The sequence below is a fragment of the Kiloniella majae genome (assembly GCF_002118315.1).
GTDB classification, from domain to species: Bacteria; Pseudomonadota; Alphaproteobacteria; order Kiloniellales; family Kiloniellaceae; genus Kiloniella; species Kiloniella majae.
This window is the reverse complement of record NZ_MTSZ01000004.1, coordinates 220,965-237,886: the sequence shown is the minus strand read 5'-3', so window position 1 is coordinate 237,886 and position 16,922 is coordinate 220,965. Positions and strand designations below refer to the sequence as shown.

The 16,922-nt window shown below is 46.5% G+C and carries 16 protein-coding genes; 5 read left to right on the top strand and 11 right to left on the bottom strand.

All coding sequences use genetic code 11. From position 1 onward, the window contains the following. Positions 1 to 8: 8 nt before the first annotated feature. The 6 genes from BKB51_RS13950 to BKB51_RS13925 all read right to left on the bottom strand — a co-directional run bounded on the left by BKB51_RS13950 (position 9) and on the right by BKB51_RS13925 (position 6,431). Positions 9 to 1,064 carry a dipeptidase gene (locus tag BKB51_RS13950; protein WP_085901703.1) on the bottom strand — a complete coding sequence of 352 codons (1,056 nt, stop codon included), beginning with the start codon at positions 1,062 to 1,064 and terminating at the stop codon, positions 9 to 11. A 115-nt stretch (positions 1,065 to 1,179) separates the two neighbouring features. Continuing rightward, complete coding sequence (locus BKB51_RS13945; RefSeq protein ID WP_085901702.1) at positions 1,180 to 1,974, bottom strand: ABC transporter ATP-binding protein; 795 nt, start codon at positions 1,972 to 1,974, stop codon at positions 1,180 to 1,182. Next, positions 1,961 to 2,821 carry an ABC transporter ATP-binding protein gene (locus BKB51_RS13940; RefSeq protein WP_085901701.1) on the bottom strand — a complete coding sequence of 287 codons (861 nt, stop codon included), beginning with the start codon at positions 2,819 to 2,821 and terminating at the stop codon, positions 1,961 to 1,963. Before BKB51_RS13940 ends, BKB51_RS13945 begins: the two co-directional genes overlap by 14 nt. Then, positions 2,818 to 3,747, bottom strand: coding sequence for an ABC transporter permease (locus BKB51_RS13935; RefSeq protein WP_085901700.1), 930 nt, complete (start codon positions 3,745 to 3,747; stop codon positions 2,818 to 2,820). Before BKB51_RS13935 ends, BKB51_RS13940 begins: the two co-directional genes overlap by 4 nt. A 2-nt stretch (positions 3,748 to 3,749) precedes the next feature. Further along, positions 3,750 to 4,817 (bottom strand): ABC transporter permease, encoded by a 1,068-nt coding sequence (locus BKB51_RS13930; RefSeq protein WP_085901699.1) that lies wholly within the window; start codon positions 4,815 to 4,817, stop codon positions 3,750 to 3,752. A gap of 6 nt (positions 4,818 to 4,823) precedes the next feature. After that, on the bottom strand, positions 4,824 to 6,431 hold the full coding sequence (locus BKB51_RS13925) for an ABC transporter substrate-binding protein (RefSeq protein WP_085901698.1): 1,608 nt from the start codon (positions 6,429 to 6,431) through the stop codon (positions 4,824 to 4,826). Between the two features lie 595 nt (positions 6,432 to 7,026). On the opposite strand from BKB51_RS13925, the gene BKB51_RS13920 reads away from it, so the two are divergent. Both BKB51_RS13920 and BKB51_RS13915 read left to right on the top strand, forming a co-directional pair. After that, positions 7,027 to 7,530 (top strand): low molecular weight protein-tyrosine-phosphatase, encoded by a 504-nt coding sequence (locus tag BKB51_RS13920; RefSeq protein ID WP_085901697.1) that lies wholly within the window; start codon positions 7,027 to 7,029, stop codon positions 7,528 to 7,530. Then, positions 7,527 to 8,486 carry a DMT family transporter gene (locus tag BKB51_RS13915; RefSeq protein ID WP_085901696.1) on the top strand — a complete coding sequence of 320 codons (960 nt, stop codon included), beginning with the start codon at positions 7,527 to 7,529 and terminating at the stop codon, positions 8,484 to 8,486. Before BKB51_RS13920 ends, BKB51_RS13915 begins: the two co-directional genes overlap by 4 nt. Here the strand turns inward: BKB51_RS13915 and thpR are convergent. From thpR to BKB51_RS13895, 4 genes are all read right to left on the bottom strand, one after another. Beyond that, positions 8,404 to 8,967 carry an RNA 2',3'-cyclic phosphodiesterase gene (gene thpR, locus BKB51_RS13910; RefSeq protein WP_085901695.1) on the bottom strand — a complete coding sequence of 188 codons (564 nt, stop codon included), beginning with the start codon at positions 8,965 to 8,967 and terminating at the stop codon, positions 8,404 to 8,406. The genes BKB51_RS13915 and thpR overlap by 83 nt on opposite strands. A gap of 160 nt (positions 8,968 to 9,127) precedes the next feature. Further along, positions 9,128 to 10,168, bottom strand: a complete 1,041-nt coding sequence (locus BKB51_RS13905; protein ID WP_085901694.1) for an NADP(H)-dependent aldo-keto reductase — start codon at positions 10,166 to 10,168, stop codon at positions 9,128 to 9,130. Positions 10,169 to 10,184: 16 nt separating this feature from the next. After that, on the bottom strand, positions 10,185 to 11,357 hold the full coding sequence (locus tag BKB51_RS13900; RefSeq protein WP_218044039.1) for an FIST signal transduction protein: 1,173 nt from the start codon (positions 11,355 to 11,357) through the stop codon (positions 10,185 to 10,187). A 2-nt stretch (positions 11,358 to 11,359) separates the two neighbouring features. Beyond that, positions 11,360 to 12,010 carry an arylesterase gene (locus BKB51_RS13895; RefSeq protein ID WP_245813281.1) on the bottom strand — a complete coding sequence of 217 codons (651 nt, stop codon included), beginning with the start codon at positions 12,008 to 12,010 and terminating at the stop codon, positions 11,360 to 11,362. 287 nt (positions 12,011 to 12,297) lie between these two features. On the opposite strand from BKB51_RS13895, the gene BKB51_RS13890 reads away from it, so the two are divergent. The 3 genes from BKB51_RS13890 to BKB51_RS13880 all read left to right on the top strand — a co-directional run bounded on the left by BKB51_RS13890 (position 12,298) and on the right by BKB51_RS13880 (position 16,402). After that, a complete protein-coding gene (locus tag BKB51_RS13890; RefSeq protein ID WP_085901693.1) occupies positions 12,298 to 13,032 on the top strand; it encodes an ABC transporter ATP-binding protein in 735 nt (244 codons plus the stop codon). 5 nt (positions 13,033 to 13,037) lie between these two features. Further along, on the top strand, positions 13,038 to 15,572 hold the full coding sequence (locus BKB51_RS13885) for an ABC transporter permease (protein ID WP_085901692.1): 2,535 nt from the start codon (positions 13,038 to 13,040) through the stop codon (positions 15,570 to 15,572). Between the two features lie 113 nt (positions 15,573 to 15,685). Then, a complete protein-coding gene (locus BKB51_RS13880; RefSeq protein ID WP_047763945.1) occupies positions 15,686 to 16,402 on the top strand; it encodes a Bax inhibitor-1/YccA family protein in 717 nt (238 codons plus the stop codon). 84 nt (positions 16,403 to 16,486) lie between these two features. Here the strand turns inward: BKB51_RS13880 and BKB51_RS13875 are convergent, their stop codons facing one another. After that, positions 16,487 to 16,897, bottom strand: a complete 411-nt coding sequence (locus tag BKB51_RS13875) for an Hpt domain-containing protein (RefSeq protein ID WP_085901691.1) — start codon at positions 16,895 to 16,897, stop codon at positions 16,487 to 16,489. Between the last annotated feature and the right edge of the window lie 25 nt (positions 16,898 to 16,922).

The following is a 16,922-nucleotide window of genomic DNA, read 5'->3' as shown; positions in this document are numbered from 1 at the left end:
CAGAACTATCAGATCCCTGTTCGTTCAAGTACAGACAACCAGTTTTCATGGGCAATCTTGTTGATCAACTTTTCACCAAACCCTGATTGACGAAGCGCTTCAAGCAACTTGGGTAATCCAGTCGCATCCTTTATAGCATCAGGGACCAAACAACCGTCAAAATCAGACCCCAGCGCCACGCCATCTTCACCTAATTTCTCGACAAGGTAAGCAGCATGCCGGACCAGCACATCCATTGGGGTATTCACATCATGAGCCCCATCCCCGCGCAGAAAGGCAACATGATAATTAATACCGACCATCCCCCGACTCTCTCTAATTGCAGCCAACTGCTTGTCTGTCAGATTACGTGCCGATGGGCTCAAAGCATGTGCGTTGGAATGTGAAGCAACCAAAGGCTTGGTCGATAGCTTAGCAACATCCCAAAACCCTTTTTCCGTGATGTGTGACAAATCAATCATGACCCCCATGTCGTTACAGTTCACAATCAACTCGCGCCCCGTGTCCGTCAAACCAGATCCCGTATCCGGAGAGCTTGGGAAGGCCATCGGAACCCCATCCGCAAAGATGTTTTTTCGGCTCCAGACAGGGCCGATAGATCTTAATCCCGCTGCGTAAAGCACTTCCAAAGCACAGAAATCCTTATCGATAGCTTCTGCCCCTTCGATATGCATAACCATCGCCAACTTTCCTTCGGACATCGCTGATCGCGCTTCGGCTATGGTTCTTACAATGACAACCTGGCCATCGCTTTTTCTCTCCCAACGACGAGCCATTGCGAACATGCGATTGGTAAAATTAAGAGCCCCCGGCTGATCTATAGGAGCAAAGTTGGCAGGATCTTCAGGATCAAAAGGAACACCTGATTCATCATCGTATTTTGAAGGCACAAACATGGCAAAAAGTCCGCCACGCAAACCACCCTTCCGTGCTTTTGGCAGATCTATATGTCCTTTTTTATTATCCGTAAAAAAAGACACTTCCTTTGCCGTCCCTGCGTTCATAACATGCCGAAGCAGTGTATCATTATGTCCATCAAATACGGGAATGACTGAATCTGGCATTAAATTATCCTGCTACATATAAAACAGCTGCCATTAAAGCTTTGGCATAAAATCTGACACATCATAATAAACTTATCTTCGCAGACGGCCCCCGACAAACCCACTTTCAGCAGATTTATGCTTCGGGTTGATAGCCTTCGCTGGCTTCGAGAAGTTCACGGGTATATTCATGCTGAGGTTTCGAATCTCGCATTGTCTCGACACCCATGACTTCAACGATTTCGCCGTGGCTCATAACGGCAATTTCATCACACATATGTGCAACAACTGCGAGATCATGTGTCACGAGAATATAAGTTAGTTGTCGTTTTTTTCGAATGTCTGAAAGCAGGTTGAGAATTTCTGCCTGAACTGACACATCCAGTGCAGATGTCGGCTCATCCAACAATAAAATATCTGGCTCAAGCATCAGGGCACGGGCAATCGCGACACGTTGGCGCTGTCCACCAGATAGCTGATGGGGAAAGCGAAACCGAAAAGATGCTCCCAGACCAACATCGACCAACGCCTGATTCACACGGTCATCAATATTATCAAATTTATGAAGCCTTAAAGGTTCGGACAGTGTCCGATCAATACTATGCCGGGGGTGCAAAGATGCGTAGGGGTCCTGAAAGACCATCTGAATCGTCCGGCAATAAGCCATTTCCCGCTTTTTACTGATCGGTTCACCATTCACAGCAACTGTTCCGTCCCAGTTGGTTACCAGGCCGCTTACAGCACGAAGTACGGTAGATTTTCCAGATCCGGATTCACCAACAAGGCCATACGATCCCCCTGCGGCAACCGAAATGGAAACATCTTTTACAGCACGAAACCTTTCATGACCCTCACCAAAATAGACATTCAGGCTCTGAATATCCAGGGCAATAGGTGTTTGTTTTGACATCATATTTTCAGAGGAAGGCATCGACACTGGGATCCTCTATCCATTTCGGGTCACGTTCAAGAACCGACAGTTGATCTTTAGGTCGGTGGATATCTGGCAATGCGTTTAACAGACCACGTGTATAGGGGTGCTTTGCGTTCTGAAGCTCATCCGCCCGACAGGTTTCAACAATCCGGCCGCCATACATAATGATAACGCGATCACAAAAGGACGCGACGAGATTTAAATCATGACTAATAAAAATCAGGCCCATGCCGCGCTCTTTGACCAATTTATCCATGATCTGTAAAACACGGCGTTGAACCGTTACATCCAAAGCTGATGTTGGTTCATCCGCAATCAGCAAGTCCGGTTCCGGGATCAACATCATGGCAATCATAATGCGTTGTCCCATACCGCCGGAAACCTCGTGCGGGTAGCTATCATAAACCCGCTCGGGGTTTCGAATCTGCACCGCGTTCAACATGTCGATAGATCTGCTTCTGGCCTCTGCCTTCGATGCATTCGTGTGAACCCGGTAAGCTTCAGAGATCTGATCACCGACTTTCATCACAGGATTAAGTGAAAATTTCGGATCCTGCATAACCAGAGAGATTTTATGCCCCCTGACATCCCGCATTTCCTTTTCGCTAAGAGCCTGTAAATCCTGACCGTCAAAATGAATTTTCTTAGCCTCAACCTCGCCGGGATGACGAATCAAACGCAGGATTGATCGCCCTGTCATGGATTTACCTGACCCGGACTCACCAACGATACCCACACGCTCGCGACCAACAGAAAACGAAATTCCTCGCACGGCCTCGACAACACGCTTTTTGGATGCAAAGCGAACCCAGAGATCTTCAACTTCCAAAAGTGGTTTACTCATGACTGTGCCTTCTTTGGATCGAGAATATCGCGCAGACCATCACCAAGCAGATTAAAGCCAAGAGAAACAATAAAGATAGCTAGACCTGGCATGGTTGCGATCCACCAATGATCATGAATAAACTGACGCCCGGATGAAATCATAGCCCCCCATTCAGGACTCGGCGGTTGTGCTCCGAGACCAAGGAAACCAAGCCCTGCAGCCGTCAGGATAATTCCCGCCATATCCAGTGTCACCCGAACAATGAGCGAAGACATGCACATGGGCCAGATATGCCCTAGGATGATACGTAATCGCCCCGCGCCCTGAAGCTGAATGGCGGCGATATAATCACTGTTACGAATTGTCAGTGTTTCTGCCCGTGCGATACGAGCATAGGGTGGCCAAGCCGTTAAGGATATGGCCAGGATTGCATTCTCGATCCCGGCCCCCAACGCAGAAACAAAAGCAAGGGCCAGAACAAGTCTTGGAAATGCCAGAAAAATATCTGTAATACGCATCAGGACAGTATCGACCCAACCACCGAGATAACCGGAAACAGTTCCAACCAAAAGTCCAAAAACCGGGGCGGTAAACGCAACCAACGCTACGATAAATAGCGTGATCCGTGATCCGTATATAATTCGGCTCCAGATATCTCGTCCAGAATCATCCGTTCCCAGAATATGTCCATCTGTGAACGGTGGAAGCAATGTTGCCTTCAGGTTTTGAATAGATGGATCATGTGTTGCTAATAGGGGCGCAAAAATAGCCACCAAAACCAACAGAACAATGATCATAAAACCAAGGAAAGCCAGACGGTTTGCAACAAGGGATTGCCATCCGGCATAAAGCTGTACCATCTGGGCATGGAAGCGTGATTCAGGTGATTCACTGGTTAACCAGCCTTTCATTCCCTGATCATGGGGTGTTGTATCTATGCTCATACTTAACGCGCCCTCGGATCAACAACTTTGTACAAGAAATCAGACAGAAGATTGAGCCCCACGAAAATCAAACCGACAACAACGGTTCCCCCGATCACTGCATTCATATCAGCCGACAGCAAAGCGGTCGTCAGATAAGAACCAAGTCCCGGCCAGGCAAAAATAATCTCTGTCAGAACAGACCCTTCAAGAAGGTTTGCATAGGAAAGCGCGATCACGGTTATCAATGGAATCATCACATTCCCCAACGCATGTCGCCAGATAACGGTTCGCTCGGAAAGTCCCTTGACCCGGGCGGTGGTAATGTATTCTTGGGACAGCTGTTCAAGCATAAAGGATCGTGTCATCCGACTGATATAAGCCAGTGAGTAGTATCCAAGAATAGAAGCCGGAAGAATAATATGTGAGAAGGCATTCCAAAAAATATCGAGGTCACCCTCTATGAGGCTATCGACCAGAATCAATCCAGTCACAACGGGAATTACATCTTCGTAATAGACATCAAGACGTCCCGGTCCACCGACCCAGTCAAGCAATCCATAGAAAATAATCAAGCCCACAAGCCCAATCCAGAAGATAGGCATGGAATAGCCAAAAAGGCCGACAAATCGTACGACCTGATCCTGCCATTTTCCTTCGTTTACAGCCGCCATAACGCCCATAGGAACGCCAAACAGCACCCCAAAGATAGTTCCAACTGTCGCCAACTCCAGAGTTGCAGGAAAAACACGCACAATATCTTCGGACACAGGCCTTGCTGTGAGATTGGAAATACCAAAATCACCTTGAGCAATCTGTTTTAGGAAAATGCCAAACTGAACTAGGAGAGGTTTATCCAATCCCAAAGATTTGTATGCCGCATCATAAATATCTTGCGATGCGCGCTCGCCAACAATCGCCAAAACGGGATCGACAGGCATGACACGGCCAATAATAAAAGTAACAAACAAAAGGCCAACTAAAGTGAGCAGCACAGTTAGAAGCACTGTAATCAAACTCTTGAGACGCTTTAGAAGCGGCACGGAAGACCCGCGCCGCTTCGGCGTCGCTGTATCAACAGCATCACTCATCAGATACTACTTTGTAACGGTCCAGTAATAAACTCCTGTCACAGCTGATCCTGTGTAGAAGCCTTGAACATTGGCGCTACGACCAGTCTGTTCATTTTTCTGGAACATCTCCACGAACGGTGACGTCATTTGATGCTCTTTTTGCATATCAACATACATCTGAGCACGTTTCGCACCATCTGTTTCCTGGGCCGCAGCTTTGGTCAAAGCCGTCATTTCTGGAATATCCCATGAATTCCGCCAAGCCAGTTTACCAGTTAACTTAGCTTCGTCACGGTTATCTGGGTTAGATGCAAATGTGTCAGCATTTGTATGCGGATCAGGATAATCCGGACCCCAGGCACCGACATAAATCTGGAAATCACGCGCACGATATTTACCCAAAATCTGCTTACCAGTTCCTTGAGTCAGGCTAATATTAATACCAGCTTGCTTGAAAGTATTTTGGATAGATTGTGCAATCTGAATACGCTCTTGCGCATTACGCACGATTATTTCAGCTTCAAAACCATCAGCATGCCCAGCTTCAGCAAGAAGCTTTTTGCCCTTTTCAATATCCAGTTTAAATGGCTTGTCTTTCAGTTCGCCCATATAGGTCAAAGGCAGGAATGCCTGATGAACAACATATTGACCTTTCAGGAAGGAATTAACCATTCCATCATAGTCGATCAGATAACGCAGAGCTTCGCGTACTTTTGGTTTAGAAAGAATAGGATCTTTCTGGTTCATGGAAATATACATGATACGACCGCGCAGATCATTATCTACAGCTAAGTCTGAATTACCGGAAATACCCTCAACATCAGTGGGGTTGAGGTTTCGGGCAACATCAACGTCACCCTTTTCCAGAAGGAGGCGTTGAGTCGCTGATTCAGGTATATGACGCACGATAATACTCTTCATTGCTGGCTTTGCAGCCCAATAGTCCGCATTCTCTTTTAGACGATAGGACTCGCTTGGTTTCCATTTAACCAGTGAATAGGCACCCGAACCCGCAGAATTTGTCTGTAACCATTTATTACCCCAGTCACCCTCGACCTCATTGGATTGGACCAATTTTGAATCCACAATTGAGGCAACAGCCGCTGCAAAACAGTTCAACACGAAAGACGGCGCATACTTTTCATCCGTTGTCACAACCAGAGTGTAATCATCCGTCGCTTTGATTGCAGCTTCGACATTCTCTTCATTAAACCCAAACTGAGTCAGAATAAAAGACGGTGTCTTTTTCAACATAACAACACGGCGTAAGGAGTATTCCGCGTCGTGAGCTGTAATATCATTACCCGAATGGAACTTGCGTCCCTTGGCAATTTTAAATGTAAAGGTTTTGCCATCTTCGCTAACAGTCCAACTATCAGCCAGCCCCGGTTGATAGCCTTTAGACAAGTTTTTAGGGTCAAAACTTACAAGTTTATCGTAAACGTTATTCACATAATCCGTGCCCGAAAACTCGAACAGATCGTGTGGATCAAGAGATGTCATATCGTCAATTCTATCTGCAACGACAAGGACATTATTAGGTGTTCCAGCATAAGTAGCAGTCGCCGATAATGCAGAAACAGAAACAGCCGTGGCAAAAGCCAGACCTTTCAGTAAATTCTTTATCTTCACTTTGGACTCCCTGTATTAGATGCGCCGCTTTTTGGAAAACCTGATTCTTGATTCTCAGTTCATTTTTATGCGTCGCCATTAATAGCGTTGCCGTAATCGAGACTTTTGTCAACGCCACGAAAATAAATTAACAGGATGAAAACTATAGAAAATCGCTAAAAATCAACGCTCAACCTTCAACTAAAAATTGAGAAACAAAATCAGTAATCCTTTTAAATACGACTAATATTATCCAATATACACCACCAACGTTGCGCCAAATATTCAGGAGAATCGGAAGGTTTAGATTTTTTTTAAAATTACGCGCATGAAGTGTTTTGTAAAAAATTCTTTGTAATAGAATATTGATTTACATATCTAAAAAATTGGTTGAACCAAATAATTTTCATTATTTTTTTCTTGAACCCAAAAGCCTATACAATCACACCTAGACAGTTAATCAAACTTGCGATCTAGTAAGCGTAACTTGATCCAGGACCAATCAATTAGTTCATTGCAAAAACGATACTCTCTTAATAAAGACCTCGAACAGGCCCTATAAGTCCAAAGACATAAACTATGAGGGTAGAAAAGCCCTAACAGGAACATTTCAGAGATGAAAAAGCATAAAGTTCTCTTTGTCTGCACAGGTAACATCTGTCGCTCCCCAGCCGCAGATGGCATCTTACGACATAAGCTTAGGGAAAAAGGGCTGGATGCTTTTGTAGAAACAGATTCTGTTGGTACACATCGCTACCACATAGGAGAACCACCAACCCCGACGGGCCTGAAGCTCGCAGCGAAAAGAGGGTATGATTATTCTGATCTGAGGGCGCGACAGCTTTCAGCAAGAGACTTTGAAACTTTTGACATGATTCTTGCCATGGATTTTGCCCATCGTGAAATCATTCATGAAAAATGTCCCCCTGAATACCAGAGCAAAATAAAGATGTTTCTGGATTACAGTCAGCTCGACACCAAAGAAGTTCAAGATCCCTATTATGGCGGACCACAAGATTACGAAGACATGCTCGATGTCATTGAAACCGGTGTCTCCCACCTTGTGAAGCACCTGGAAACACAAATCAACGACATTAAAACGGGCACATCTTCAGAATGAGTACATCAACAGGGACGTCACAACAAACACACGAAGACCGAATTATGCTTGGGATCATACTGGCAATTTTGATGGTCTTCTGTACATCTGTTATGGATGGCATCGCCAAATGGCTAACTGCATCCTACAGCATCATCAGTGTCATATTGATTCGAAACCTGTTCAGCTTGCCGCTTGCCATCACCCTCGTTGCCAAAACAGGTGGGCTTGCCACTCTTAAATCTGACAGACCGCTCCTTTTACTGGCACGATCATCCCTGATTATTTTTGCTGCCGGGTCATTTTATGCAGCGCTTCCCTTTATGCCTTTGGCAGAAGTATTTGCCATCGCCTTTGTTGCGCCCCTGTTCACAACAGTACTTTCCGTAATTTTTCTGAAAGAAAAAGTCGGTTTTCACCGCTGGGCCGTTGTCTTCATCGGATTTGGTGGTGTCCTCGTGATCTTGCAACCCGGAACAGATACCTTTCAGCCCGCAGCAATTCTACCGGTTATCGCTGCATTTGTTTATGCATTGCTCATGATCATGACCCGAAAACTCCGCCATCATTGCAGTTCATCGGGCATGACTTTCTGGGGAACGGTTACAACTGTTTGTCTGGCTTCAACATCGCTTGTTTTACCTTGGGAAGCTTTTTCCTGGACACTCCCCAGTAATACAGATCTGCTTATGCTAATGGGTATGGCAGCTGTTGCCACAACCGCACACTTTTTGACCGGACAAGCCTATCGCTATGCTCCCGCTGCTGTTATCGCGCCTTTTGATTACACCATGTTGATATGGGGGTTAATTTTCGGCTGGATATTTTGGGATGAAATACCCGAGGCCCACGTTATGCTGGGCGCAAGCATTATAATCGCCAGCGGTCTCTATATTATATATCGAGAGTCTCGGTCCAGGAATAAAACGGTTCTGGATAGTCAGCCTCCAGAAAATAGCACGCCCCCGACGGTGTAAGCTTGCTGGAATAGAGACCAAAACTTTCGACGGTAAATTCAGGGTGCGAAAAGAGATTATTATCCCGCAAATACGCACCAAACGCCGGACCGGGATTACTTTTAAAACGACAAAGCGTCACATGAGGCGTGAATTTTTCTCGCTCAAGTTTTATCCCGATGGACTGTGCTGCATATTCCACTTTGCGGCGGAGATCAGAGATTTCAGGTGTTTTCTCTACCCCAGCCCATAACATTCTCGGGCCATGTTCCTTGCCAAAAAAACCAATCCCGCTTAATCGAACTGGAAAGGGATTAAAATACAACCTGCTAAAAGCATCATCCAGATCCCTGGCCTGCGCACCGTCTAAATCACCAAAGAATCGCAACGTGATATGAAAATTTTCAGGGGCAACCCACCGCTGTCCGGGTAGTCCATGGCAAAGCCCCATAAGCCGTAATCTTGCTTCTTCTGGAAGAGCAATGGCACTGAACAGCCGCATGGGTACCTCCTGTAAACAAATAGCAAAACCGTTGCTGTAACACCCTGATTTTAAAGGTCTACTCTTAAAAGAGTTTCAACAACGATGTTGGCTCTATATTAAATTCTTACTTCAAAATTACAGGCTTAACAAAATAACCGCCATTAATGAACCTCATCATTTATGGACAGGGTATTGTGTGTTTACGCCCCAGCTCTTCAATTTCCGTTAAAACCTCTTCTGAAAGATCAAGTTCAGCTGATTCAATATTTACCTTCAATTGTGCCATCTTTGTGGCTCCGATAATCGGCGCAGTCACAAAGGGGCGTGAGCGTACAAAAGCCAAAGCCATCTGTGCAGGGTCAAGACGGTACCTTTCAGCCAGATCTATATAATCAGCAATAGCCGCTTGCCCTCTTTCGCCCATGTACCGCGTATTATCCGGGAAAAGTGTCATCCGGGCACCTTCTGGCCGTGCCCCGCCAAGATATTTACCCGTCAAACTACCTGCACCCAACGGCGCGTAAGGAAGCAAACCAATATCTTCTCGCATGGAAATTTCGGCAAGACCAACTTCAAAGCTTCTATTCAAAAGGCTATAGGGATTTTGAATAGAGGCCATACGCGGCCCTCGCCCTTCTTCGGCAAGTTTCAAGAACTGCATCGTTCCCCATGGCGTTTCATTGGAAAGCCCTACGTGTCGAATCTTACCAGCCTTAACCAACTCATCGAGTACACTCAGAGTTTCTTCCGGTTGAGTAATTTGCTCCTGATCCCGGTATTCAAAACCAAGCTGGCCAAAAATATTGGTATTTCGATCCGGCCAATGAAGCTGATAAAGATCAATATAATCTGTCTGGAGCCGGCGGAGCGAGTTATCAAGCGCTTCAACAATGTGTTTTCGATTAAATCGCGAGACTTCTCCCCGAATATAGGTTTGCGCGGCACTTGGACCTGCCACTTTTGATGCAAGGACGACTTTCTCTCGATTGCCGCTCTCCCGAAACCAATTCCCGATTATTTCTTCTGTACGGCCATAGGTCTCTGCCTTTGGTGGCACTGCATAGATCTCAGCGGTATCAAAAAAATTAACCCCCTTCTCCAGCGCATAGTTCATCTGCTCAAAGGCTTCAGCCTGTGTATTCTGCTCTCCCCAGGTCATCGTCCCCAGGCAAATTTCACTGACCTTAATATCTGTGCGGCCAAGCTTTGTATATTTCATCACGTCCTCAATAGCTTTAATAAAAAAGCGTCAAAACCCCGGTATAGCCATACAATCGATCGTGGGATATTTCACCGTTGGCATAAAATCCCACCAACGGCATATCCCCGAATTCCTGGCGCAGGATATTGAGCTCTTCTGAATTGGGTCCAAATAGTGCCTGCCCTCTCCCCAAGCATGAATAATACAGCCCTGCTTTGGGAGAGCGCGGTAAACGTGCGCGCATATCATCCAGCAAACGATTGAGATCTTTTCGGGCCGCCTCATTATCCCGTCGACAAAAAAAGACCGGCTGTCCTGCCATCACTTCTTCCGTAATGTTTAGGGAACCATCGCTGGTATCAATACTCATCAGGTTCCGTACCAGATAGTCATCACTATCGCTGCCTTCAACCGGAAATCCGACAAAAATGTAGCCACCAATCTTACTCAGATCCCGTGACAAAAGTTCTCCGATATCTTCTTTGAGGACATCCAGCGCAGGGCGTCCATCAATTGTATAGATCTGCTGTTCGTCCGCTGATGTAATAGTCCTCTTTGGGCCTATCGGGGTACAGCCTTGGGTTAGTCCCGTGACCGCAGGAATGGAATCATTGAAGAAAACGCCAGATAAAGGACAATCCGTTATGTGATTGGCTATTTGTGGCAACTCGCCACGTGAAGAAGTTAAGCCCCCGACAAGATAGGTCTCTAGTCCTGCTGAAAGAGAAGAAATCTGCAAAGGAAGATCATAGTGGCGTGGATCACCATGAATCAACCCGAGATAAGGTGTGTTTGTCTCAAGCCACTTTTCAACACCTTCACCAGTTACGGCAAGCTTGATACCTTCGTCCGTTTCCATTTGCCCTGATTCAAACACCTGGAACGAACCGGATGGAAACGAACTGACCATAACGCTTACGCCCGGTTCGTCATATAGTTCTACGGCAGAAAAACGACCGAGTTGATTTGCCGCATTTGCTCCAATCCCGATCCCAACTGTTCCTGTCCAGTTATCAAGGCCTGTTTTTGTCTTTAAAAAAGTCAAAATACTCGACAAGTCATCCGCGAAGACATCCGTGACATAGATGCAACCCAAATTCGCTTCTGGTGGCAGATCACCCAAGCCATTCAGAATCTCTGCACAGGCTTTCGACCAATCCGGCGAAGAAGAAAAAGCTGCCTTAAATCTCGGAGCTTCCTGCATCATATTCATTCTTTCCCTTCCTCAAGCAAAGGCTCAAGATAAGGTAAGATATTCTGAACAATTAAATCCACACCCTGCCGATTTGGATGGATACCATCAGCCTGATTCAATGTGGGGTCAAGCGCCACCCCTTCCAGAAAGAAAGGGTAAAAGGCAACGTTATATTCTTCTGCCAACTCCGGATAAATATTGTCAAAATCAGCTACGTATTCAGTGCCCAGGTTCCTCGGGGCCTGCATTCCGGTCAAAAGCACTCTGGCCCCTGAACTTTTGAACCCGGCAATAATTTGACTAAGATTTTCTCGGGTTTGCGACGGCTCCAACCCTCTCAGTCCATCGTTTGCGCCAAGTTCAACAATAACGACCTGTGCTTCATCCAACAGGGCCCAATCCAGACGTGATCGACCTGATGCTGAAGTATCGCCAGAGTTCCCCCCATTGATAACTGTGACATTATATCCGGCCTCGCTCAAAGCAACCTGTAAGCGTTCAGGAAAAGTATCCCCCGCCTCCAACCCATAACCATGGGTCAGACTATCCCCAAAAGCCAGAAGTTTAACAGGCGTTTCTGCATAGGATAAATTGGCGGGTAAAAGAGTAATAAAGAAATAGGGAACGAGACGGAATAAACGTCTGCAAAGAAATTTAATCATCATCTATAGGATCAATCATTTCCAATAAAAGCAACTACCATTACATACTATACTCTGAAATATGTTCGATATCTTAAAGGAACAAGCCTTGTTCACGATATCCTGACTATTTTCCTGTAATTTTGCTTTTTAAGCTTTTGCAGGTCATTTTCAACATTATCATTTTATAACAGTTCTTTAACCTATGGAAATCGAGTACAAATTATCTCAATGATTGAAATCCTGATATCCACTACCATATAGGTTTCTGATCAAAGCTTTATGACAATGCAGAGAAAGTCTTTCTTATCATGACCTCGGGCTCAAAAAATCTTGTATGTCTTTCCAATGTCAATCTGACCTTGAGCTCATTGGCCGGAAAAGTTGATATTCTCAAAGATATCAACCTGCATATAGACAAAGGAGAAACCGTCTCTGTGGTCGGGCCATCTGGTGCTGGAAAATCCTCAATGATGATGTTGATGGCGGGCCTTGAAGCGGCAACATCCGGTAGTGTTGAAATTGACGGGCATGATCTGGGAAAGATGGACGAAGACGCCCTCGCACGTTTTCGCAGAGACGCCGTCGGCATTGTTTTTCAGGATTTTCATCTCATTCCAACAATGACGGCTCTGGAAAACGTTGCTGTTCCTCTGGAATTCGCGCGCAAGCCTGATGCGCTAAAACGTGCAAAGGAAAGGCTCGAAGCTGTGGGATTGGGTCACAGACTGGATCATTTCCCCGGGCAACTTTCCGGCGGCGAACAACAAAGAGTGGCTCTTGCCCGGGCCTTTGCTGCTGAGCCCAAAATTCTGCTGGCCGATGAACCCACAGGCAACCTTGATAGCACAACTGGGGAAATGGTTATTGAACTTCTCTTCAAGCTACAAAAAGATCATGACACGACCCTGATTCTCATCACCCATGATCCGCGACTAGCGGCAATGTGCAACCGAACAATCACGCTTCAGGATGGACAGCTAGAAGAAGAAACCACCCGATCAACGGCCAAGGATGCCACACCAACTATGGCGTCACAGGGCTGATTGTTATGTCAAAACGCTTACCTTTCTCTCTTGCTGCCAGTTATGCCTTTCGCGAACTCCGCGGTGGCATAAAAGGCTTTCGTATCTTTCTGGCCTGTTTGTTTTTAGGCGTAGCTGCCATTGCCGCCGTTGGTTCAATATCCGCATCCATTGAACAGGGGCTGCGCAATGATGGGCGTAACCTCTTGGGGGGTGACATCGCGCTTAACCTGGTTCATAGGACAGCCTCGGACGCACAACTAAACTGGCTTCAGGACAAAGGGGAAATTTCTCTTGTCCGTGAAATGCGCACCATGGGAAAACAGGCGGTTGAAGGCGGCAAACGAACTCTGATCGAGCTACGTGCAGTTGATGACGTGTATCCTCTTTATGGCGATGTCATCCTTGAACCCAATATACCGCTCTCGGACGCTCTGACAAAAACCGATAAAGGCTGGGGCACTGTTCTCGCCCCAAACCTTTTGCGAAAGCTCAACCTTGAAGTAGGCGATCAGATCGTTGTCGGCAATGGGCACTATGAAATACGCGCTTCACTTATAAAAGAGCCAGACCTTTCAACGCGCGCCTTTACCTACGGGCCAACGGTCATGGTGTCCGGGGATAGTCTTGAAGGTACAGGTCTTATTCAACCCGGCAGTATGGTTCGGTACGATTATCGTTTGGCTTTGCCCATCGAAACAGATCTCAAAGCTTTTCAGGAAACCATTACCACAACCTTCCCAGAAGCAGGTTGGCGGATTAGAAGCTCGGAAAAGGCCGCACCGCGTATCAGTCAATTCATTGATGTGCTGGGCATGTATCTGACACTTATAGGCTTGGCAACGCTACTTGTTGGCGGTGTTGGCATCGCAAATGCGGTGAAAAGCTTTATGGACAGCAAAGTCGGTGTAGTCGCTACATTAAAATGTCTTGGAGCACCCTCCAGATTAATTTTCCAAATCTATCTGATTCAAATACTTTTCCTCACGCTGATTGGTACCATTACAGGCTTGATAGCTGGCGCATCGGCTCCATTTATTGCCAGCGCCTTTGCCAAAGACATTCTTGGCTGGGAAATTGCTGCACAATTTTATGCCGAACCTCTTTTACTGGCAGCGGCTTTCGGCTTCCTCACCGCATTCACCTTCTCAATCTGGTCGCTGTCAAAAGCGGGAAAAACTTCTCCTGCGCGGCTTTTCAGAGATTTAACATCTCCTATTACCGGGCGTCCGACGCCTAAGGCAATGGTCGCCTTAACTTTTAGCGCCATCCTTCTGGCACTGACGGCGATTACCTTTGCCAGTAATCCTAAAATTGCCGGTTTCTTTATTGTTGGTGCAATCAGTACCTTCGCTATTTATAACTGCGTTGGATGGCTCATAACCAAGCTGACTAAATTTCTACCCCGGGCAACCCACCCAGCCCTCCGTACAGCGATTGCGAACCTTCATCGACCAGGTGCACCAACAACAAGCGTTATCCTGTCCATGGGACTGGGACTTACCGTTCTTGTCATCGTCGCGCTATTAGAGGGGAATGTCCGGCAGGCCGTAACACAAAGCCTGCCCGAAGAAGCACCGGGTTTTTACTTCATTGATATTCAGCCTCAGCAGGTCGAAGATTTTGATAAGCTCGTTCAAAACACAGCTGGTGTTAACGAGCTACGACGCGTGCCCATGATGCGGGGCAGGATTACAGCCGTAAATGGCACTCCGCCTTCAGAACTAGAGATTCCAAGTGAAATCAAATGGGTCTTTCGCAGTGATCGCGGTCTGACATGGTCCGCCGAAATGCCTCAGAATACCAAACTCGTTCATGGAGACTGGTGGCCCGAAGATTATAACGGCAAACCGTTGGTATCTCTTGATCAGGCTGTTGCGAAAGGACTGGGGCTTACCATTGGCGACAGTTTGACAATCAACTTGCTGGGGCGTCCTATTGATGTCGAGATCGCAAATTTGAGGAAAATCGACTGGGGCGGGTTGGAAATCAACTTTGTAATGGTTTTCTCTCCCGGTCTGATGTCCAAAGCACCACAAACACACATCGCCACAGTTAAGGCTCTGCCTGAAATAGAAGACGCACTGGAAATCAAAGTCACAGATCAATTTTCAAACGTCTCATCCATCCGTGTAAAAGAAGCACTCGAGGCCGCGACCGAACTACTCAGTCACGTAGCACTTGCGCTTTCTGTTATTGCTGTTGTGGCACTGCTCGCAGGAACCCTTGTGCTTGGGGGTGCCGTTGCCGCGGGACATCGCCGCCGGGTATACGATTCGATTGTCTTGAAGGTACTGGGTGCCAGCAGACGATCCCTTGCAGCAACCTTCTTTTTGGAGTTTGGTATGTTAGGTCTGATTTCAGCCATGGTTGCTGTTGTCATTGGTGCTGCGGCTTCCTGGGCAATTACGGTCTATATCCTTCGCCTTGAGTTCACCTTACTTACCGAAGTTGTTCTCTTCACTCCCTTGCTGGCTCTGCTAGCAACACTGATTTGTGGCTATGCCGGAACGTGGAGTGCACTGCGACAACGCCCCGCTGCATTGTTACGAAATGAATAAATTTTCGGTAGAAGGAATAATATCCGACTAAAAAACCCGATTATTGTTGATTTTTAAACAACAAGACCCAATATTAGGGTCAGCTTTTACGTAAATACGAAACGAGGTTTCTTATGATCGACCGTTCCACACAACGCAGTGTTGGATATGGCCAAGCAACAGCGGCCGACATTGATGCTGGTCTGCGCAAATACATGCTTGGCGTATACAACTATATGTCAATTGCCCTGCTCATTACCGGACTTGCTGCTTTCGGCGTATCCCAGAGCCCAGAACTCTTACAACTCGTTTATGGCACCCCGCTTAAATGGGTTGTAATGTTGGCCCCATTGGGAATGGTATTCTTCCTAAGCGCCCGTATCCACGCTCTGGCCGCTTCTACAGCCCAGCTTCTTTTCTGGGTCTTTTCGGTGTTGATGGGGGTCTCGATCTCCTACATCTTTATTGCTTACACAGGTGAGTCCATCGTCCGTGTGTTCTTTATCACGGCAGCATCTTTTGCTGGGCTGAGCCTTGTTGGTTATACCACCAAGAAAAACCTTTCAGCTTTTGGCTCTTTCCTGACTATCGGTCTGATTGGTATTGTCATTGCCAGTATCGTTAACATCTTCCTGGCTTCCTCAGGTCTGAGTTTTGTCATTTCCATTCTTGGTGTTCTGATTTTTGCAGGCCTTACTGCTTACGATACCCAGCGCATCAAACTGATGTATATGGAAAGTGACCATTCGGAAGTTGCCCAGAAAAAATCTATTATGGGTGCCCTTTCACTGTACCTGAACTTCCTGAACATGTTCCTGTTCCTGCTACAGCTTTTTGGTAACCGCGAATAAGCGATACTGATATAAGTCATAATAAAAAGCCCGACGATAACTTCGTCGGGCTTTTTTGATATCTACTCGTAAATCACAAACAACTTACTGAATAATTTGCGCGACCTTCTCTTTAAGCGAGGCAGCGACCTCTTGAAATATTTCCGGACCCTCACCCGATATTTCATTGCTTAGAATGGACTGTAAAGCCTTGAGATGCGCCTCATAAAGTTTCGGGGTCGATAGATGAACCACGTTCTGTTGGGCCTGATGCTTTAGCAACTCATAGAAGCTGTCACTAACACGTGTCATCAGGGGAAATCCAAAGCTGGTACCCTGTCCCTTCATATTATGAACAATACTTCGGGCCTGATCCATCGCCCTAGATGCATCTTTCGGATTGTTTTTAATTTCCTCTAGAATACCAGCCAAAGTAGAGAAATTTTCTTCCATCCCCGCCCGGTAGAGCTCGGCAAGCTCGGTATCCGCATAAGTCTCCTGGCCTGTTCCAGACACGTCGGCATCCTTTACATGTTATCGT